The 19,537-nt window shown below is 69.7% G+C and carries 15 protein-coding genes; 13 read left to right on the top strand and 2 right to left on the bottom strand.

What is annotated here, in order from left to right:
- Positions 1–107 precede the first annotated feature (107 nt).
- The gene (gene aspS, locus P4R38_RS08025; protein ID WP_277191800.1) at positions 108–1,925 is read left to right on the top strand and encodes an aspartate--tRNA ligase; all 1,818 of its coding nucleotides are present in this window, start codon (positions 108–110) and stop codon (positions 1,923–1,925) included.
- On the top strand, positions 1,925–2,560 hold the full coding sequence (locus P4R38_RS08020) for an HAD family hydrolase (RefSeq protein ID WP_277191799.1): 636 nt from the start codon (positions 1,925–1,927) through the stop codon (positions 2,558–2,560). The genes aspS and P4R38_RS08020 overlap by 1 nt, the downstream gene beginning before the upstream one ends.
- Here P4R38_RS08020 and P4R38_RS08015 read toward each other — a convergent pair.
- Positions 2,557–3,291 carry a GNAT family N-acetyltransferase gene (locus tag P4R38_RS08015; RefSeq protein WP_277191798.1) on the bottom strand — a complete coding sequence of 245 codons (735 nt, stop codon included), beginning with the start codon at positions 3,289–3,291 and terminating at the stop codon, positions 2,557–2,559. The two genes, P4R38_RS08020 and P4R38_RS08015, sit on opposite strands and share 4 nt — an antisense overlap.
- Before the next feature lie 163 nt (positions 3,292–3,454).
- Positions 3,455–3,856: a peptidoglycan-binding domain-containing protein gene (locus P4R38_RS08010; RefSeq protein ID WP_277191797.1), complete on the bottom strand. Its 402-nt coding sequence runs from the start codon at positions 3,854–3,856 to the stop codon at positions 3,455–3,457.
- A gap of 180 nt (positions 3,857–4,036) precedes the next feature.
- Here P4R38_RS08010 and P4R38_RS08005 point away from each other — a divergent pair, with 180 nt between their 5' ends.
- From P4R38_RS08005 to P4R38_RS07955, 11 genes are all read left to right on the top strand, one after another.
- Positions 4,037–5,410 carry a replication-associated recombination protein A gene (locus tag P4R38_RS08005; protein WP_409201248.1) on the top strand — a complete coding sequence of 458 codons (1,374 nt, stop codon included), beginning with the start codon at positions 4,037–4,039 and terminating at the stop codon, positions 5,408–5,410.
- 139 nt (positions 5,411–5,549) lie between these two features.
- A complete protein-coding gene (locus P4R38_RS08000) occupies positions 5,550–7,280 on the top strand; it encodes an ABC transporter substrate-binding protein (RefSeq protein ID WP_277191796.1) in 1,731 nt (576 codons plus the stop codon).
- Between the two features lie 474 nt (positions 7,281–7,754).
- Positions 7,755–8,762, top strand: coding sequence for an ABC transporter permease (locus tag P4R38_RS07995; protein ID WP_277191795.1), 1,008 nt, complete (start codon positions 7,755–7,757; stop codon positions 8,760–8,762).
- Positions 8,763–8,844: 82 nt separating this feature from the next.
- A complete protein-coding gene (locus P4R38_RS07990; RefSeq protein WP_277191794.1) occupies positions 8,845–10,617 on the top strand; it encodes an ABC transporter substrate-binding protein in 1,773 nt (590 codons plus the stop codon).
- Positions 10,618–10,757: 140 nt separating this feature from the next.
- The gene (locus tag P4R38_RS07985; RefSeq protein ID WP_277191793.1) at positions 10,758–11,735 is read left to right on the top strand and encodes an ABC transporter permease; all 978 of its coding nucleotides are present in this window, start codon (positions 10,758–10,760) and stop codon (positions 11,733–11,735) included.
- Positions 11,732–12,793 (top strand): ABC transporter ATP-binding protein, encoded by a 1,062-nt coding sequence (locus tag P4R38_RS07980; protein WP_277191792.1) that lies wholly within the window; start codon positions 11,732–11,734, stop codon positions 12,791–12,793. Before P4R38_RS07985 ends, P4R38_RS07980 begins: the two co-directional genes overlap by 4 nt.
- A 5-nt stretch (positions 12,794–12,798) precedes the next feature.
- A complete protein-coding gene (locus P4R38_RS07975) occupies positions 12,799–13,887 on the top strand; it encodes an ABC transporter ATP-binding protein (protein WP_277191791.1) in 1,089 nt (362 codons plus the stop codon).
- 248 nt (positions 13,888–14,135) lie between these two features.
- A complete protein-coding gene (alaS, locus tag P4R38_RS07970; protein WP_277191790.1) occupies positions 14,136–16,856 on the top strand; it encodes an alanine--tRNA ligase in 2,721 nt (906 codons plus the stop codon).
- Positions 16,857–16,858: 2 nt separating this feature from the next.
- A complete protein-coding gene (ruvX, locus tag P4R38_RS07965) occupies positions 16,859–17,365 on the top strand; it encodes a Holliday junction resolvase RuvX (protein ID WP_275238597.1) in 507 nt (168 codons plus the stop codon).
- Entirely contained in the window at positions 17,362–18,639 is a 1,278-nt protein-coding gene (gene mltG, locus P4R38_RS07960) for an endolytic transglycosylase MltG (RefSeq protein ID WP_277191789.1), read from the top strand. Before ruvX ends, mltG begins: the two co-directional genes overlap by 4 nt.
- Positions 18,639–19,499 (top strand): shikimate dehydrogenase, encoded by an 861-nt coding sequence (locus tag P4R38_RS07955; RefSeq protein ID WP_277191825.1) that lies wholly within the window; start codon positions 18,639–18,641, stop codon positions 19,497–19,499. The genes mltG and P4R38_RS07955 overlap by 1 nt, the downstream gene beginning before the upstream one ends.
- Positions 19,500–19,537 lie beyond the last annotated feature (38 nt).

Raw genomic sequence — 19,537 nt, 5'->3', positions numbered from 1 at the left:
GGTGTGGTGGCACCGCGATCTGGCCCCCGCCCACACCTCCCGGGCTGCCTTCTCGGAAGGCGGCCCTCGCAAGCGGCCTTCCGGGACCTGACCCGAAAGGACGTTCCATGATCCGCACGCACGACGCCGGCACGCTCCGCGCCGCCGACGCCGGTTCCACGATCACCCTCGCCGGCTGGGTGGCCCGTCGCCGTGACCACGGCGGCGTCGCCTTCCTGGACCTGCGCGACGCAAGTGGCGTCGTCCAGGTGGTGGCCCGCGACGAGGTGCTCACCGGCGCCGCGCACGGCCTGCGCAACGAGTACTGCATCAAGGTCGTCGGCACGGTCACCCCGCGCGACGCCAAGGACGTGAACACCGACCTCCCGACCGGCGAGATCGACGTCGTCGCCGACCAGATCGAGGTGCTCAGCCCCTCCGCGCCGCTGCCGTTCCAGATCGACGAGCGCGTCACGGTGGGCGAGGAGGCCCGGCTGAAGTACCGCTACCTGGACCTGCGCCGCCCCGAGCCGGGTGCCGCGCTGCGGCTGCGGTCGAAGGTGAACGCCGCGGCCCGTACGGTGCTGGCCGAGCGTGACTTCGTCGAGATCGAGACGCCGACGCTGACCCGCTCCACGCCCGAGGGCGCCCGCGACTTCCTGGTGCCGGCGCGGCTATCGCCCGGCAGCTGGTACGCCCTCCCGCAGAGCCCGCAGCTGTTCAAGCAGCTGCTCATGGTCGCCGGGATGGAGCGCTACTACCAGATCGCGCGCTGCTACCGTGACGAGGACTTCCGCGCCGACCGGCAGCCGGAGTTCACCCAGCTGGACATCGAGATGTCGTTCGTCGAGCAGGAGGACGTCGTCGAGCTCGGCGAGGCGATTGCCAAGGCATTGTGGGCCACCATCGGCGTCGACATCCCGACGCCGTTCCCGCAGATGACGTACGCCGACGCAATGGCGCGCTACGGGTCGGACAAGCCGGACCTGCGCTTCGGCAACGAGCTCGCCGAGTGCACCGACCTGTTCAAGGACACCACGTTCCGGGTGTTCCAGGCCGAGTACGTCGGCGCCGTCGTCATGCCCGGTGGCGCCTCGCAGCCGCGTCGTCAGCTCGACGCCTGGCAGGAATGGGCCAAGCAGCGCGGCGCCAAGGGCCTGGCGTACGTCCTGATCCAGGAGGACGGGGAGATGACCGGCCCGGTCGCCAAGAACCTCTCCGACACCGAGAAGGCCGCCCTGCCGACCCACGTCGGCGCGAAGCCGGGCGACTGCATCTTCTTCGCCGCGGGCGACACCAAGTCCTCGCGCGCGCTGCTGGGTGCGGCCCGGCTGGAGATCGGCCGACGCTGCGAGCTGATCGACGAGAACGCCTGGTCGTTCCTGTGGGTGCTGGACGCGCCGCTGTTCGAGCCCGCTGCAGACGCCGTCGCCTCCGGTGACGTCGCGGTCGGGTCCGGCAAGTGGACCGCCGTGCACCACGCGTTCACGATGCCGAAGGCCGAGTTCGTCGACACGTTCGACACCGACCCCGGCTCGGCACTGGCCTACGCGTACGACATGGTCTGCAACGGCAACGAGATCGGCGGCGGCTCGATCCGTATCCACCGCAAGGACATCCAGGAGCGCGTCTTCAAGGTCATGGGGCTGTCCGAGGAGGAGGCGCAGGAGAAGTTCGGGTTCCTCCTGGACGCTTTCCAGTTCGGCGCTCCGCCGCACGGTGGCATCGCGTTCGGCTGGGACCGCATCTGCGCGCTGCTGTCGGGCACCGACTCGATCCGCGAGGTCATCGCGTTCCCCAAGTCGGGCGGCGGCTACGACCCGCTGACCGCGGCCCCGGCGCCGATCACGCCACAGCAGCGCAAGGAGGCCGGCGTGGACGCCAAGCCCGCGGAGTCCGCGCCCGCGCCGCTGGGTGCCGACGAGGTCAATCCCGTCAAGAGCTGATGACCGCACCGATCAGGGCCGTGCTGTGGGACGCCGACGGCGTCCTGCAGCACGGCCACCCGGCCCCCGGGCACGCCGGCGAGCAGGTGGCGGCGTCCTGGCCGGAGCGGCTGCAAGCGATCGGTGGACCCGGCTTCGCGGAGGCGCTGTTCGCCGCCGAGAAGGGCCCGCTGCGAGGCGAGGAGCCGTTCCGGCCGGTCATCCAGCGGTTGCTCGAGCAGCGTGGGCTGTCGGTCTCTGCCGACGAGGTGCTCGCGCTCTGGGACGACGTCCACGTGGACGCCGACGCCTTCGCGCTCGTCGACCGCGTTCGTGCGCAGGGGGTCCAGTGCGTCCTCGCGACCAACCAGCAGGACCACCGTGTTGCGCTGATGCGGGAGACCCTCGGGTACGACGCGCACTTCGACCGCACCTACTACTCCAGCGAGGTCGGGGCGATGAAGCCGGAGCCCGAGTACTTCCGCCGGGTACTTGACGATCTCGGGATGGCCGCTGCAGCAACGCTTTTCATCGACGACAGTCTGACGAACGTCGAGTCCGCGGCCGCCCTGGGCATCGTCGCCGAACGGCACGATCCCGCAGCAGGCGTGTCGGGTCTGCGCGCGCTGCTCGCGCGGCACGGCATCGTCGTCTAGGCCAGCCGGCGGCTGGCCCAGGCGTGGGCGACCGCGTACCCCAGACCGGGGTACAGCGCCCGGGCACGGTCGTTGTCGCTGTACATCCCGAGGGTGCACACGCCGTCCATCCGCACGGCGCGCCGGGTGAGGTGCGCCGTCATGGCAAGGCCGAGGCGGCGGCCGCGGTGGTGCGGGTGCACGACGATGCCGGTCAGGTGCTGGGCGCCGCCGCTCGTACGGTGGACCGCGGCGGCGGCAATCAGCTCGCCGCGTTCACGCAGGCCGATCCAGTGCTCGGTGACCCCCTGGCCAGGCAGGGACTCGGCCGTGGGACTCCCGATCTCGTTGAGCCGCATGATGTCCGCCGCGTCGCGATCGTCGTCGAGCGGCACCAGGTCGCTCTCCTGAGGGACGACCTGCGGCTCCCTCGTGGTCCACATCCAGTCCCAGTCGCCGCCCCCGTCGACCGCGAAGTGACGCAGCAGGACAGACTCGTGCGCCTGGTCGACCGAGACGCCGCGCACCCCCTCCGGCACGCCGTGCTCCGCGTACCAGCGCAGCAGCGCGTCCACGTCGTCCGGCGGGCCGATCACGGTCAGGTGCGGTGAGCGTCGCATCATCGGGAGCCTGACGACGGCGGCGGCCCGCCCCAGGCGTACGGGCGGATGGCCCGGGAGGCGGCGGACGTCGTACCGGATGAACGGGTCGTCGCCGGTGTGCCGCAGCAGCTCGTCCTTATCCGCTATCACGATGGGCTCCACCCAGCGATCACAGCACGCGCCCGCGGACTACGGTTGGCCGGCCCCGACCGGCTCGGTGCCCTCGCGGTGTGGTCGCGCCCGCCGTGCCTAGGTCGAGCGTGCTGACGCGCGGCGTGTGGACGGACCGAAAGGCGTCCACACGCCGCGTGTTTCAGCAGCTTAGCTTCACCGGCGTGTTGAAGCGGTAGAGGGCATCCCAGGTCCGGCTGCCGACGCTGGCATCCACGTCAGTCGGCGTGTACTTCCTCTGGAATGCCAGGACCTGCTCCTTGGTCCCAGGTCCGTAGCTGCCGTCGATGGTCAGCGCGCAGTAACCGCGCCAGTTGTTGATCAGGCACTGCATCTTTCGCACGGCCGCACCCGTCGCGCCAGGGTTGAGCTCCGGGCGAGATGACGTGTACGAGGTGCAGTACTCGCCCGGAGGCACCATCTGCACCTGGGCGACCGGGGTCTGTGCCACCGACGCGCTCGCGTGAGGGGCAAGAGCCGCTCCCACGCCAGTCATCATGACGGCAGCTGCACCGATGCCGGACAAACGGGTCATTGTCTTCATTCTCAACCTCCATCAGGCGAGAAGCGCATGAGCGCCTCTGACTTCGCACCTCTGATGCTGCGAATTTGATAGCGGTGCATCAAGGAGATTTCCGGATCCGGAAATGGCCTGCGAACTGATGCCCGACCGGCTCGGTGCCCTTGCGGCGTGACCGTCCGGCCGGACGGCTAGCGTGACCGCGTGGTTGCAGAAGACTTGTTCGCCTCGGCGTCCGGCGAGGCAGGCGCCGGGGAGGCCGGCACGCCCCCGCTCGCCGTGCGGATGCGTCCGCGGTCCCTGGACGAGGTCCGCGGTCAGGCCGAGGCGCTGCGTCCCGGCAGCCCGCTGCGGCGGCTGGTCGAGGGTGCGCGCGGTGCGGCCGGCCCGGTGTCGGCGATCCTGTGGGGCCCGCCGGGCACCGGTAAGACCACCCTGGCGCACCTGGTCGCCACCGCGTCCGACCGCACGTTCGTCGAGCTGTCCGCGATCAACGCCGGTGTCAAGGACGTCCGCGCCGTCATGGACCAGGCGGCGCGCAACCGTGACCTGTACGGCCGGCAGACCGTCCTTTTCCTGGACGAGATCCACCGGTTCAGCAAGGCGCAGCAGGACGCCCTGCTGCCGGGTGTCGAGAACCGGCTCGTCGTGCTGGTCGCCGCGACCACCGAGAACCCGTCCTTCAGCGTCATCGCGCCGCTGCTGTCGCGCTCGATGCTGGTCCGGCTCACGTCCCTGGACGACGACGACGTCGCGGGGCTGGTCGACGCGGCGGTCGTCGAGGAGCGCGGCCTCGCCGGTGGCTTCACCCTGGACGACGAGGCCCGGGGCCACCTGGTCCGGATGGCCGGGGGAGACGCACGGACGGCGCTCACGTCGCTGGAGGCGGCGGCGGGCGTCGCCGAGGACGCCGGCGGCGAGCCACCGCTGGCCATCACGCTGGCCCACGTCGAGCAGGCGGTGGCGACGGCCGCCGTCCGGTACGACCGTGCGGGCGACCAGCACTACGACGTGGCGAGTGCGTTGATCAAGTCGATGCGCGGCAGCGACGTGGACGCCGCCCTGCACTACCTGGCGCGGATGCTGGAGGCGGGGGAGGACCCCCGGTTCATCGCGCGGCGCATCGTCATCGCGGCGAGCGAGGACATCGGGATGGCCGACCCGACGGCGCTGCAGACGGCGGTCGCGGCCATGCACGCCGTCGCGCAGATCGGCATGCCCGAGGCGCGGATCATCCTGGCCCAGGCCGTGGTCCACAACGCGATCGCGCCCAAGTCGAACGCCGCGTACGCCGCCGTGAACGCCGCCATCGCCGATGTACGGGCCGGCCGCGGGGGAGCGGTCCCGGTGCACCTGCGCGGGTCCGGCTACGCCGGTGCGGACCGCCTCGGTCACGGGAAGGGCTACCGCTACTCGCACGATGAGCCGGGCGGGGTGGGCGAGCAGCAGTTCCTCCCAGACGACCTGAACGAGGACGCCGACTACTACCAGCCGACCGACCGGGGCTGGGAGAGCACGATCGGGCCCCGCTGGCGAGCGGCGCGCCGCACGATCCGCGGGCGGCCACCGGAGAACTGACCTTTCGCTGACCGGCCGTCGACCGAACCTTTACCATGGCGCGTGGTCGCGGTCCGTTGGGCCGTGAGGTGCCCGGGGACGCCATCCGCTCCGTACGGGCCGCCAGGGGATCTCAGGCTCACCAAGGAGTTGTTCGTCCATGCGCTGGACCGCGGTCATGGCCCTCGCTGTCGCATCGTCCCTCGCCCTCGCGGCCTGCGGTGACGAGTCGGGCTCGCCGGCCCAGGAGCCGGAGCACGTCGAGCAGGCATCCGCCCAGCTCGACCCGCAGGCCGTCGGACCTGCGCCTCTCCCGGCCGGTGCGCACCGGGGCGGCACCCTCACCCTCGCGTTCGCGAACGTCCCGGAGTCGTTCGATCCGACGCGCGCCTACTACCGGGACGCGAGCTCGATCCTCAGCCAGCTCGTCGTGCGCAGCCTGACGACCTGGAAGGTGGAGAACGGGCAGTCGGTGCTCGTACCCGACCTGGCGACCGACCTCGGCCGCCAGTCCGCGGACGGGCTCACCTGGTCCTTCACGCTCAAGCCGGGGCTGAAGTACGCCGACGGCTCGCCGATCCGCGCCGCCGACATCGTGTACGCGACGAAGCGGTCGTTCGCCACCGAGGAGCTGCCGGACGGGCCGTCCTACAACGTCGAGTACTTCCGGGGCGGCCAGGACTACCACGGGCCGTTCCAGGACCAGCGACCCTTCACCGGCGCGGAGGCACCGGACGACAGGACGGTGGTCTTCCACCTCACCAAGAAGTGGGAGTCCTTCCCCTACTACGCCTCCTTCCCCCAGATGTCGCCGATCCCGCAGACGCAGGACTCCAAGACCCAGTACGGCACCAACCCGCTGGCCTCCGGCCCGTACATGTTCGACACCTACAGCAAGAACACGCTGCGCCTGCGCAAGAACCCGGCCTGGGAAGCCGCCTCCGACCCGGCCCGCCGGCAGCTGGTCGACGCGTTCGTCTTCCGGTTCGGCGCCGACGTCGTCACCACCCAGCGCGACGTCCTCGACGGCAACGGCACCGGCCGCACCACGGTCACCACCGACCCCGTCGACGCCGGCCTGGTCGACCGGGTCAAGAACCACGCCGCCGACCGGCTGGTCACCGGCCCCGACCCGTGCGTCACCTACTTCACCATCGACACCCGGACCGTCCCGCTGGTCGTGCGCAAGGCGATCGCCAAGGCCTACCCGTACGACCTCGTACGTCGGGCGAGCGGCGACACGTCGCTGTCCGCCACCCCGGCGACGTCCTACATCGCTCCGCAGGTGCCGGGCTTCCAGCGCTACACACCGCCCAACGGTCTGACCGGTCAGGGGGACGGGGACCCGGTCGCGGCCAAGCAGATCCTCGAGGGCGCCGGCAAGATCGGGTTCAGGCTCACGTACTACTACGTCAACGACGACAGCCAGGAAGCCCAGGCCAACGCCGTACTCAAGCAGCGGTTCGAGCGCGCGGGGTTCCAGGTCCGCGACATCGGGGTGTCCAAGGACGTCATCCGCAAGAAGCGCTCCGACACCTCGGGGGCGGTGGCCAACACCCAGAACGGACCGTCGGGGTGGTGCTACGACTGGCCCACCGGCGACTCGGTGTACCCGCCACTGTTCAGCACCACCGTCCTGAAGTCGGGCCAGAGCGTCGGTTTCCTGTCCGACAGCCGGCTGGACGACGAGATGAAGCGCATCTCCTCGATGCCCGTCACCGTGCAGGGCGCGGAGTGGGGCGACTTCGACGAGCAGCTGGCCCGGGACATCATCCCGGCGCTGCCGGTGAGCTACGGCAAGGCGAACTACCTGTTCGGCTCCCAGGTGCACAACGTGGTCAACGACCCGAACCGCGGGTGGCCGGACATGGCGCAGATCTGGGTCGACTGACCTCGGGCCGAGGTCACGGATCGGCGTCCCAGATCACGAACGGGCCTCCCAGGTCACGGCCCGGTCTCCGAGCGAGCGGGCGCCCCCGGCCGGACCGGCCCGGAGCGCCTCCCGCGTTCACCCCGGAACGCCGCCGGTCCTCGATCCTGCACTGGAAGGCGTACACGTTTCCCGTGCTTGCCGAATCCTGTTGCAGGACAACGTCTTTCGAGTCGTGGAGAACCAATGGAGGACGGCTCGCGACGGTTGGTCGAGAGGGTGCGGGGCGACGCGGCGTTCCTCGCCCGCGGCGCTCGTGAGCGGTTCCGCAGGCAAGGTAACGATTGGGTGTCCGTGCTGGGTACGGGGATGGACACCATCGGGGCGTGTGGCACATTTCTGCGGGTGGCGCCGACCGGCGTCAGATGGTCTCGGGTCCGACGGGCCCCCACGACAGACGGCGAACACCGCCGCCGCGACGTCAACGGAGGATGAATGTCTCTGGGAGCAGGCACCGAAGCGACGATGGTCGCTGATGCCGACGAGCGGGCCCCCGGGCCCGCCCCTCGAGAGGGCAAGTCGCCGACCCAGATCGCTCTGGAGCGGCTGCGCAAGGACAAGGTGGCCATCGCCTGCCTGTTCGTGATCGGCTTCTTCGTGCTCGTCGCGATCCTCGCCCCGGTCCTGGTCAGCATTGCCGGCGTGGACGACCAGCTGCACCTGGATCAGGTCAACCCCCTCACCGGGCTCGCCAGCTTCCAGTCCAACGCCGACCACCCGTTCGGCGTGAAGGCTCGCACCGGTGAGGACCTCTTCTACCAGTGGGCCTACGGCGCCCGGCCGAGTCTGGTCGTCGGTATCGCCGCGTCCGCGCTCACGATGGTCGTCGGCGTGACGATGGGCCTGCTGGCCGGGTTCCTCGGCGGCGTCGTGGACACCGTTGTGTCCTGGATCGTCGACTTCCTGCTCTCCCTGCCTTTCCTGCTGATGGCCATCGGCATCGTGCCGATCGCGCTGCAGCGCTTCGGCAACCCGGACAGCTCCGGCTTCATCGAGGAGGGGCGCGAGTCGACCATCCGGTTCATCGTGCTGATCTGCGTGCTGGTGCTCTTCACGTGGCCCACGGTCGCCCGACTCATCCGCGGTGAGGTGCTCTCGCTGCGGGAGCGGGAGTTCGTCCAGGCGGCCCGGTCGCTCGGCATGCCGACGAAGCGCGTCGTCATGCGAGAACTGCTGCCGAACCTCACCGGCCCGATGATCGTGAACCTGACCATCCTGATCCCGGCCTTCATCGCTACCGAGGCAGGACTGTCCTTCCTCGGCGTCGGCCTGAAGGACCCCACCTACTCCTGGGGCCAGACGATCAGCCAGGGCGTGACGTTCTTCGACTCCTACCCGATCTGGATGTGGATCCCGACCATCAGCGTGTCGCTGCTGGTCCTGGCGCTGAGCCTCTTCGGTGACGCGGTCTCCGATGCGTTCAACCCTCAGACCCGGCGCTAGGCGCCATCCGAGCTTCATCACTCTCATCACACAGACCACTCCCGGCATCGTGCTCGGGAGGGACCCAAGAAGGAGAATCAGCATGCGCTGGACCACGGTCGTGGCGTTGGCAACGGCGGGCACGCTTTCCCTGGCGGCCTGCGGTGGCAGCGGCTCAAGCGGCACCAACAGCAACAACGACGCCGGAGCGAGCAACACCGCACTCGGCGACGCGTACGAGAAGGTCCCGGCGAGCGCGGGCCAGAGGCCTGATGTCAAGGGTCCCGCCCCGGAGATCGCGGGTGCCAAGAAGGGCGGCACGCTGACCTTCAACTCCGACGTCACGCCGGAGTCGACCGACCCGTCCACGCAGTACTACCAAGACACTGCCGCGATCATGAAGCTGACGACCCGGACGCTCACTGCCTACCGCATGGAGGGTGGCAAGTCCGTCCTCGTGCCGGACATGGCGACCGACCTGGGCCAGAAGTCGAAGGACGGCCTGCAGTGGAAGTTCACTCTCAAGCCGAACCTGAAGTACGACGACGGCACCCCGATCAAGGCCTCGGACGTCGCCTACAGCATCAAGCGGTCCTTCGCGACCGAGGAGCTGCCGGGTGGTCCCACCTTCCAGATCGACTACTTCAAGGACGGCGACAAGTACAAGGGTCCGTGGAAGTCGGGTGACACCTACTCCGGTGTCGAGGCCGACGACGCCAAGGGCGTCATCACGATCAACCTGGCCCGCAAGTTCGAGACGCTGTCCTACTTCGCGTCCTTCACCATGTTCGGCGCCATCCCGAAGGCCAAGGACACCAAGACCAACTACCAGCTCAAGTGGGCTGCCACGGGTCCGTACAAGGTGCAGAGCTACACCAAGGGCTCCTCGCTGACCCTGGTGAAGAACACCAACTGGGACGCCGCGAGCGACCCGGCGCGTCACCAGTACCCCGACACCATCCAGTTCAACTTCGGCAAGGACGCCGCCACGACCGCCAAGGCGATCATGGCGGACAACGGCATCGACCAGACGAGCCTCACGTACGACGGTGTCAACGCGGCAGTGCTGCAGCAGGCCCTGGGCGCCAAGCGGAAGCAGGTCGCGTCCGGCCCGTCGAACTGTGTCAACTGGAACGGGTCGACGATGGACGTCAACAAGATCCCGCTCGAGGTGCGCAAGGCCGTAGCGGCCGCCTGGCCGATCGACCAGATCCACCAGGCCGCCGGCGAGACGCCGTTCGACTACAGCCCCGGTGGCACGATCGGTGCGCCGCAGGTCCCGGGCTTCACCAAGTTCAACCTGCCGGAGTTCCCGGGCAAGGGCCAGGGCGACCCGGCCAAGGCCAAGGCCATGCTGCAGGCGGCCGGCAAGCTCAACTTCGAGCTGTCGTACTACTACAGCAACGACGACGAGGCCGCCAAGAACGTCAACAAGGTCAAGGTCGCTCAGCTGACCAAGGCCGGCTTCAAGGTCAAGGCCATCGGCGTCTCCAAGACCGAGCGTCGCAAGAAGGTCCGCGACCCGAAGGCGCCCGTGAACCTGGGCCAGGGTGTCAACACCGGCTGGTGCTACGACTGGCCGCAGGGTGACTCGATCTACCCGCCGCTGTTCAACAGCACGCTCCCGAACAACAGCGGTGCCGGCAACATCCGCGACAAGGCCCTCGACAAGGAGATGGCCGACATCGCCAACCTCCCGGTCGCCGAGCAGGGCGCGAAGTGGACGGCGCTGGACAAGAAGATCCTGCAGAAGTACGTTCCGCTCGTCCCGAACGCCTACTCCAAGGGTTCGATGATCTTCGGCTCCAAGGTGCACAACGTCGTGATCGACCCCAACCAGGGCATCGGCGACTTCCCGAGCATCTGGGTCGGCTGATCACAGGTTCAGCCGGATCGGGTCGGCCGCGGCTCTGACGCCGCGGCCGGCCCCCGCCCCCGGGTGGCGCATCCGTCCCAGCGACGGTGCGCCACCCGTTGGCGGGCCCCGCCGTTGTCACCACGACAGGAGTCATCGAGGTGCTTGTCTACATCCTCCGCCGAGTGCTGCTCGGCCTTAGTGTGCTGCTCGCCGCGATCGTCGCGACGTTCTGCATCTTCTTCCTCGGGCCGAGCGACCCGGCGGGAGCCCTCTGCGGTCGCCAGTGCACACCTGACCGCATCGTCCAGATCGAGAAGGACCTCGGTCTGAACAAGCCCAAGACCGAGCAGTTCGTCACCTACACCAAGGGTCTGGTCGCGGGTAACGACCTGGGCGGCAAGAAGTGCGACGCCCCGTGCCTGGGCTGGTCGTACGTGCAGAACCGTCCGGTCACGGACATGGTGAAGCAGGCCTTCCCCGTCACGGTGTCGATCGTGATCGGCGGCATCGTCGTCTACAGCACGCTCGGCATCCTGTTCGGCATGATCGCCGCGCGTTTCCGAGGGAAACCCCTCGACAGAGTGATCGTCGGCGTGTCGCAGTTCGTCACGTCGATCCCCTACTTCGTGCTGGCTCAGCTGTTCTTCCTCTACGCGATGGTCTACTACGGGCTGATCCCACGGGCGAAGTACACCTCGATCCTGGACAACCCCTTCACCTGGTTCACCGGCCTGCTGGGAATCTGGCTCTTCTACGGCACGGTCCTCTCCGCCAACTACGTGCGGTACGTCCGTGCTTCGATGATCGATGTGCAGAACCAGGACTACATCCGCACGGCCCGCTCGAAGGGTCTCGGCGAGCGCAAGATCGCGATCTCTCATGCCCTGCGCGCGGGTATCGCACCGTTCCTGACGCTGCTCGGGCTGGCCGTGGCCGCCGAGCTCGGGGGCGCGATCTTCACCGAGCGAATCTTCGGCCTTCAGGGCATGGGTAACCTGGCGCTCACGTCGTTCGACACCAGCGACCTGCCGGTCATCGCCGGCGTCGTGGTCGTGGGAGCGGTCATCATCGTCTCCCTGAACCTGCTCGTCGATCTCCTGTACGGATTGGTGGACCCCCGCGTGAAGCTGTCATGAGCGCCCTTCCTGCCACCCCCGTAGCCGAGTCCGGCCGGGAGCGGATCCTGGAGGTCAACGACCTCCAGGTGCAGTTCCCGACCGCGGACGGCCTGGTCAACGCCGTGAACGGCCTGACCTACTCCCTGGACATGGGCCGCACGCTGGCCATCGTCGGCGAGTCCGGCTCCGGCAAGAGCGTCTCGAGCATGGCGGTCATGGGTCTGCACGACCCGCGGCGCACCCGCATCAGCGGCTCGATCGTGCTGGACGGCACCGAGCTGGTGGGTGCGTCCCAGGAGACGATCCGGCAGCTGCGCAGCTCGACGGCGGCGATGATCTTCCAGGACCCGCAGAGCTCGTTCCACCCGTTCAAGAAGATCGGTGACCAGATCGCCGAGGCCTACCTGGTCCACCACAAGGTGTCCAAGAAGGTCGCGATGACGCGGACGGTGGAGATGCTCGACCGCGTCGGCATCCCGAACCCGGACCGGCGGGCCAAGCAGTACCCGCACGAGTTCTCCGGTGGTATGCGTCAGCGCGCCATGATCGCGCTCGGCCTGATCAACGACCCGCGCCTACTGATCGCCGACGAGCCCACGACCGCTCTGGACGTGACGGTGCAGGCGCAGATCCTGGACCTACTGAACGACCTGCAGCGCGAGTTCGGCTCGGCTATCGTCCTGATCACGCACGACCTGGCGGTCGTCGCGGAGGTCGCGGACGACGTCATGGTGATGTACGGCGGTCGCGCGGTCGAGCACGGCACGGCGCACGAGGTGCTGGCCAACCCACGTCACCCCTACACCTGGGGTCTGCTCGGGTCGGTGCCGAAGCTGTCGGCGAGTGGTGGCAACCTGCGGACGATCCGCGGTCTGCCGCCGTCGCTCATCAACCTCCCGTCAGGCTGTTCCTTCCACCCGCGGTGCGACTTCTCCGACCGCGTGCCGGGAGGGCTGTGCAGCAAGGAGTTGCCGGGTCTGGAGGTGCGTGCTGGAGACACCACGCGCCGGTCCCGTTGCCACCTTGCCGACCCGGCTGGCATCTTCGATGCCGAGATCGCCTCGACCCTGGAGTGAGCACGATGAGCACAGCAAGCACCGAGACCTCCGAGACGGTGGTCCACCCGCGCCGGGACAACACCCGCGAGCCACTGCTCGAGGTCACCGACCTGGTCAAGCACTACCCGGTCAAGGAGTACACCGGCCTGTTCCCGACGACGAACCAGGTGCGCGCCGTGGACGGCGTGTCCTTCGACGTCGCGCCCGGCGAGACGCTCGGACTCGTGGGTGAGTCCGGCTGCGGCAAGACGACCACGGGTCGTCTGGTCACTCGCCTGATCGACCCGACCTCGGGATCGATCAAGTTCGACGGCAAGGAGATCGGCCAGGCCAAGGAGCGTCAGCTGCGCAGCATGCGCCGCGACATGCAGCTGATCTTCCAGGACCCGTACCAGTCGCTGAACCCGCGCCAGACGGTGAACACGATCATCGGTACGCCGCTGGAGGTCCACAACCTGGTCCCGAAGAACAAGCGCAAGGACCGGGTGCAAGAGCTCCTCGAGCTCGTCGGTCTCAACCCCGAGCACGTCAACCGCTACCCGAACGAGTTCTCCGGTGGCCAGCGCCAGCGCATCGGCATCGCCCGGGCGCTGGCGGTCGAGCCGCGGCTGATCGTGGCGGACGAGCCGGTCTCGGCTCTGGACGTCTCGATCCAGGCGCAGGTGATGAACCTGCTCGAGAAGCTGCGCAAGGAGCTGAACCTCGCGTTCGTCTTCGTCGCGCACGACCTCGGCGTGGTCCGGCACTTCTGCGATCGGGTGGCGGTGATGTACCTCGGCAAGATCGTGGAGATCGGCGACCGGTCGGACATCTACGAGGCGCCCCAGCACCCGTACACCCAGGCGCTGCTGTCGGCCGCCCCGGACCTGAACGTGGTCCGTGGTGCCGAGCGCAAGGAGCGGATCCGGCTCGAGGGCGACGTCCCGAGCCCGATCAACCCGCCCAGCGGCTGCCGGTTCCGGACCCGCTGCTGGAAGGCGCAGGACGTGTGTGCCCAGGAGGAGCCGCTGCTGGAGATCAAGAGCGGCGCGCGCCAGGGTCACCAGATCGCGTGTCACTTCCCGGAGATCAAGGACGACCTGGCCACGAGCCTGGAGAACACCTCGGCCTGATCCTGATCCACCCGGAACTCGTGTCGGTGCGCACGGCCCTCGACGGTAGGGTCGTGCGCATCGACGTGTCAGCCGACAGGTGAGCTGTGAGGGAGTACAGGTGAGTGTTCTGACGGGTGTCCTCACCCGGGTGGTCGAGCGAGCTATTCCGGGCCCCACGGCCCTGCCCTCGACCCACTGACCCTCGCCGATCGCCTGGTGCGTCGGCCGCGCACACCGGTGCGCGCGAAAGACAAGGAACACCTCTGATGGAAACCGCTGAGATCCGCCGCCGCTGGTTGCGCTTCTTCGAGAGCACCGGCCACAGCGTGGTGCCGAGCGCCCCGCTGATCTACGACGATCCCAACCTGCTGTTCGTCAACGCCGGGATGGTGCCGTTCAAGCCGTACTTCCTGGGGCAGCAGACCCCGCAGTGGAAGCGCGCGACGAGCGTGCAGAAGTGCGTCCGCACCGGCGACATCGAGGAGGTCGGCAAGACCTCGCGGCACGGCACGTTCTTCCAGATGAACGGCAACTTCTCCTTCGGCGACTACTTCAAGCGCGAGGCCGTCGAGATGGCCTGGGAGCTGCTCACCACCTCGCAGTCCGACGGCGGGTACGGCCTGGACGGGGAGCGGCTGTGGCCGACCGTCTTCAAGGACGACGACGAGGCGTTCGACCTCTGGCGCGACGTCATCGGCATCCCGGCCGACCGCATCACCCGCCGCGACGAGAACGACAACTACTGGCACATGGGCGTGGCCGGTCCGGGCGGCCCGAGCTCGGAGATCTTCTTCGACCGCGGCCCCGACTACGGCGTCGAGGGCGGACCGGCGGTCGACGAGGACCGCTACATGGAGATCTGGAACCTCGTCTTCATGCAGTTCGAGCTGTCCGAGGTGCGCAGCAAGGCCGACTTCGACGTCGCGGGTGAGCTGCCGGCGCGCAACGTCGACACCGGGATGGGCCTGGAGCGCATCGCCAGCCTGCTGCAGGGCGTCGACAACCTGTACGAGATCGACGAGGTCTTCCCGGTCCTGGACCGTGCGGCCGAGATGACCGGCAAGAAGTACGGCGTCCACTCCAGGCACGACGCGGCGCACAGCCACCCCGACGACGTCCACCTGCGCGTCGTCGCCGACCACGTCCGCTCCTCGCTGATGCTGATCGGCGACGGAGTGACGCCGGGCAACGAGGGACGCGGCTACGTCCTGCGGCGGATGCTGCGGCGAGCGGTGCGGGCGATGCGTCTGCTCGGCTACGAGGACAAGGCGCTGCCCGAGCTGCTCCCGGTGAGCAAGGACCGGATGAAGGCGTCCTACCCCGAGCTCGAGGCCGACTTCGCGCGAATCAGCCAGATCGCGTACGCGGAGGAGGACGCGTTCCGCCGCACGCTGGTGTCGGGGACGACCATCCTGGACACCGCCGTGACGCGGGCGAAGCAGACGCAGGCCTCCACTGGCGGTCAGTCGCCGGCGCAGCTGTCGGGTGCGCAGGCGTTCCAGCTGCACGACACGTACGGCTTCCCGATCGACCTGACCCTGGAGATGGCGGGGGAGCAGGGCGTCCAGGTCGACGAGCCCGGTTTCCGCCGGCTGATGCAGGAGCAGCGCGACCGCGCCAAGGCGGACGCCAAGTCGAAGAAGGCCGGCCACGGCAGCACCGAGGTCTGGAAGGAGCTGAGCGCCGCCGGCGCGACGGACTTCCAGGCGTACCAGGCGCTGTCGTGCGAGGCGACCGTGAGCGGACTCGTGCGCGACGGGGCGCTCGTGGAGGAGCTCGGGCAGGGCAGCACCGGCCAGGTCGTCCTGGACCGCACGACGTTCTACGCCGAGTCCGGTGGTCAGATCGCCGACGAGGGCGTGATCCGGGCCGACGGCGCGCTGCTGAAGGTGCTGGACGTCCAGCGGCCGGTCAAGGGTCTGATCGTCCACACCGTCGAGGTCCAGGAGGGCGCGCTGCTCAAGGGCGCGACGGTGGAGGCCGAGGTCGACCCGGAGTGGCGGCTCTCGGCGTGCCAGGCGCACTCGGGCACCCATGTGGTCCACGCGGCGCTGCGCCAGGTCCTCGGGCCGTCGGCGCTGCAGTCCGGCTCCTACAACAAGCCCGGGTACCTGCGCCTGGACTTCGCCTGGAACCAGGCGCTGTCCGCCGAGACCCGCAGCGAGATCGAGGAGGTCGCCAACGCCGCGGTCCGCCGGGACCTTCCGGTGTCCGCGGCGTACATGACACTGCCGCAGGCCCGTGAGCTCGGTGCTCTCGCCCTCTTCGGCGAGACGTACGACGAGCAGGTCCGGGTGGTCGAGATCGGCGGCCCGTGGTCACGCGAGCTGTGCGGTGGCACGCACGTCCAGCACTCCTCGCAGGTGGGCGCGCTGACCCTCACGGGCGAGTCGTCGGTCGGTTCGGGTGTGCGCCGGGTCGAGGCGTTCGTGGGCATGGACGCCCTGCGCTACCTCGCCGCCGAGCGCGCCCTGGTCGCCGAGCTGAGCCAGCTGGTCAAGGCGCAGCCGGGCGAGCTGAAGGACCGGGTGGGCGACCTGCTGAAGCGGGTCAAGGACGCCGAGCGGCAGGTCGCCGAGCTGCGGCAGCAGCACGTGCTCGCGCAGGCGGGCGAGCTCGTCGGGCAGGCCAAGGACGTGTTCGGCGTCCGCTACATCGGCCACGACGCCGGTGAGCTCAGCGGGGACGAGGTCCGTGGCCTCGTCCTGGACCTGCGTGGCCGGTTGGGCGACGGCGCGCCGTCGGTCGTCGCGGTGACGGGCGTGTCCAAGGGCCGCCCGGTCGTCGTGGTCGGCACGAACCCGCTCGCGCGCGAGTGGGGCATCCGTGCGGGCGACCTGGTGAAGGTCGCGGCTAGCACCCTGGGTGGCGGCGGTGGCGGCAAGCCCGACCTCGCCCAGGGCGGTGGCTCGGACGCCGGCAAGGTCGGCGAGGCGTTGCAGCGCATCGAGCACACCGTCGGCGAGACCGTGACGGCGGGCCGCTGACCGTGCGGGCCGGGGTCCGGCTGGGCGTCGATGTCGGGTCGGTCCGGGTCGGCCTCGCGGCCAGCGACCCCGGCGGCGTCCTGGCCACCCCGGTCGCGACCCTGGTGCGCGAGCCGTCGCGCCACGGCGACATCCGAGAGGTGGCGCAGGCCGCGCGCGGGCGGGAGGCCATCGAGGTCGTCGTCGGGCTGCCGCGCTCGTTGTCGGGGGACGAGGGGCCGGCCGCCCAGGAGGCGCGCGCCTGGGCGAAGCTGCTGCAGGCCGAGCTGCCCGGCGTGCCGGTCCGTCTGGTCGACGAACGGCTGACGACGGTCGACGCGCACCGGTCGCTGCGCGAGAGCGGGGTGTCCGGTCGGGAGCAGCGCTCCCGGGTCGACCAGCAGGCAGCTGTCCTGATCCTGCAGGTCGCGCTTGACTCGGAGCGCCGATCAGGTCAGCCTGCCGGTGAGCTCCTCGGGGGACGTAAGCCACGGGCACGCCGTGCCCGCTCCTCGGAAGGTCAAGGATGAACGAGCCCCATCTGAGCGACTCGATCTTCGGAGGCGACGGCGACGAGACCGTCGTCGGCGCAGCCGGCAGCGGCTCCGGCGACGACGCCTCGTACCAGCCGGGCGGCTACGCTGCGCCGGCCAGCCGACGTGAGGCGCGCGAGAACGCCGACCGTCAGGCGGTGCAGGCGCCGGAGGACTCCTGGGTCGAGTACGGCGACCCGCCCCGCCGGCGTCGGCGTCCGTGGCTGCCGCTCCTGCTCGCGCTGGTGCTCGTCGGCGCGGGAGGTTTCGTGGCGTTCAAGGCCCTCGGCCCGAGCCTGCCGTCGTGGGGTGGGGGCGGTTCGCAGACCGCCGGGGCTGACTACACCGGCACCGGCAGCGGGTCCGCCGTCATCACCGTCCGCCGGGGCGACACGGGCAGCCAGATCGGTGCGGCCCTGGAGAAGGCCGGCGTCGTGAAGTCCGGCAACCGGTTCGCGCAGGCGTTCGCCGCCGAGCCGCAGGCCGCCAGGCTGCAGCCGGGCTCCTACACGCTGCGACGCCAGATGAGCTCCTCCGCCGCGCTGCAGCTGATGCTGGACCCGTCGGCCCGCAAGGGCGGCGTGACGATCCCGGAGGGCCTGTGGGCGACCGAGATCTACGCGCGGCTCTCGAAGGCCACGGGCACGCCGCTCGCGGACTACTCCGCGGTCGACGCCGCCGCGCTGGACCTGCCCGAAGGCGCGAACGGACGCGTCGAGGGCTACCTGTTCCCCTCGACGTACCTGTTCGCCGACGGTGCGACGGCCACCGACCAGCTGCGCACGATGGTCGCGGAGTTCAAGCGGCGCACGGCGAGCCTGAACATCCCGGCGGACCAGGTCAGTCGGGTCATGACGATCGCGAGCATCGTGCAGGCGGAGTCCAAGCTCGGTCAGGACGGCCCGAAGGTGGCCCGCGTCATCGAGAACCGGCTCAAGCCGAACCCGGCGACCAATGGCCGCCTGCAGATGGACTCGACCATCCACTACCTGCACAAGAAGCGCGGCACGGTGACCACCAGCGACAAGGAACGCGACAGCACCAGCCCGTACAACACCTACAAGCACGCCGGTCTGCCTCCGGCGCCGGTCGACAACCCGGGCATCGAGGCGATCAAGGCGGCCCAGTCGCCGGCGCCGGGCAGCTGGCTGTACTTCGTGACCGTCAACCAGCAGACCGGTGAGACCCGCTTCTCCTCGACGCTGGCGGAGCACAACAAGAACGTCGCGCTGTTCCGGGCGTGGTGCAAGGCCAACCCCGGCCGGTGCTGATGCACGCGCGCGCGGCGGTCCTGGGATCACCCGTCTCGCACTCGTTGTCGCCGCTGCTGCACCGCACGGCCTACGAGTGCAGCGGGCTGAGCGAGTGGACGTACGACGCGTACGAGGTGAGGCGCGACGGTCTGGCCGACTTCGTGCTCGGCCTCGGGCCGCAGTGGCGAGGGCTGTCGCTGACGATGCCCCTGAAGGAGGAGGCGTTGCTGGTCGCGGCCGACTCGACAGCGCTCGCCCTGCAGGTCGGCGCGGCCAACACGCTCCTGCGGCGGGCGGACGGCAGGTGGCGCGCGGACAACACCGATGTCGAGGGTGTCCGCGCTGCGCTGGCCGCCGCGGGCGTGGGCAGGGTCCGCCCGGCGCGCAGGGCGACGGTGCTCGGTTCGGGAGCGACCGCCCGCTCGGTCCTCGCGGCCCTCGCACGCCTCCAGGTGCGTGAGGTGACGTTCGTGGTCCGCGACGTGCCTCGGGAGAGCACGCTCGCCCAGGCCCGCGACCACGGCCTCGACGTGCGCATCGTCGTCGGCACCGAGGCGATCGCGGCGTGGGCCGATGCGGACGTCGTGGTCAGCACCACCCCAGCGCGGGCCTCGGACGGTCTGGCCCGCGCGGTCGGCGCGGCGGTCGAGAGCGGGGCGATCGACCGGGACGCGCCGCACGGTCAGGTGCTGCTGGACGTGGTGTACGACGGCTGGCCGACGGTCCTCGCCCAGGTGCTCGCCGCGCGCGGGACCGTCGTCGTCGGCGGAATCGAGATGCTCGTCCACCAGGCGGCCGACCAGTTCACCCTGATGACCGGCAAGCCCGCGCCGCTGGAGCAGATGCAGACGGTCGGTCGGGCCGCTGTCTCAGGCTGAGGGCGCCCGCCGGGCCGCCACCGGCCCCGTGGCAGGAT

Source organism: Luteipulveratus flavus (assembly GCF_029439465.1).
Lineage (GTDB): Bacteria > Actinomycetota > Actinomycetes > Actinomycetales > Dermatophilaceae > Luteipulveratus > Luteipulveratus flavus.
The sequence above is the reverse complement of the archived record's forward strand: the minus strand, read 5'-3'. Positions and strand labels throughout refer to the sequence as shown.

Bases quoted from the DNA above. Each gene is read 5' to 3' on its own strand.
- P4R38_RS07995 (WP_277191795.1), top strand. From the start codon at position 7,755: ATGTCTCTGGGAGCAGGCACCGAAGCGACGATGGTCGCTGATGCCGAC.
- P4R38_RS08000 (WP_277191796.1), top strand. From the start codon at position 5,550: ATGCGCTGGACCGCGGTCATGGCCCTCGCTGTCGCATCGTCCCTCGCC.
- P4R38_RS07980 (WP_277191792.1), top strand. From the start codon at position 11,732: ATGAGCGCCCTTCCTGCCACCCCCGTAGCCGAGTCCGGCCGGGAGCGG.
- P4R38_RS07975 (WP_277191791.1), top strand. From the start codon at position 12,799: ATGAGCACAGCAAGCACCGAGACCTCCGAGACGGTGGTCCACCCGCGC.
- P4R38_RS07955 (WP_277191825.1), top strand. From the start codon at position 18,639: ATGCACGCGCGCGCGGCGGTCCTGGGATCACCCGTCTCGCACTCGTTG.
- P4R38_RS07990 (WP_277191794.1), top strand. From the start codon at position 8,845: ATGCGCTGGACCACGGTCGTGGCGTTGGCAACGGCGGGCACGCTTTCC.
- mltG (WP_277191789.1), top strand. From the start codon at position 17,362: ATGAACGAGCCCCATCTGAGCGACTCGATCTTCGGAGGCGACGGCGAC.
- alaS (WP_277191790.1), top strand. From the start codon at position 14,136: ATGGAAACCGCTGAGATCCGCCGCCGCTGGTTGCGCTTCTTCGAGAGC.
- aspS (WP_277191800.1), top strand. From the start codon at position 108: ATGATCCGCACGCACGACGCCGGCACGCTCCGCGCCGCCGACGCCGGT.
- P4R38_RS08020 (WP_277191799.1), top strand. From the start codon at position 1,925: ATGACCGCACCGATCAGGGCCGTGCTGTGGGACGCCGACGGCGTCCTG.
- P4R38_RS08010 (WP_277191797.1), bottom strand. From the start codon at position 3,856: ATGAAGACAATGACCCGTTTGTCCGGCATCGGTGCAGCTGCCGTCATG.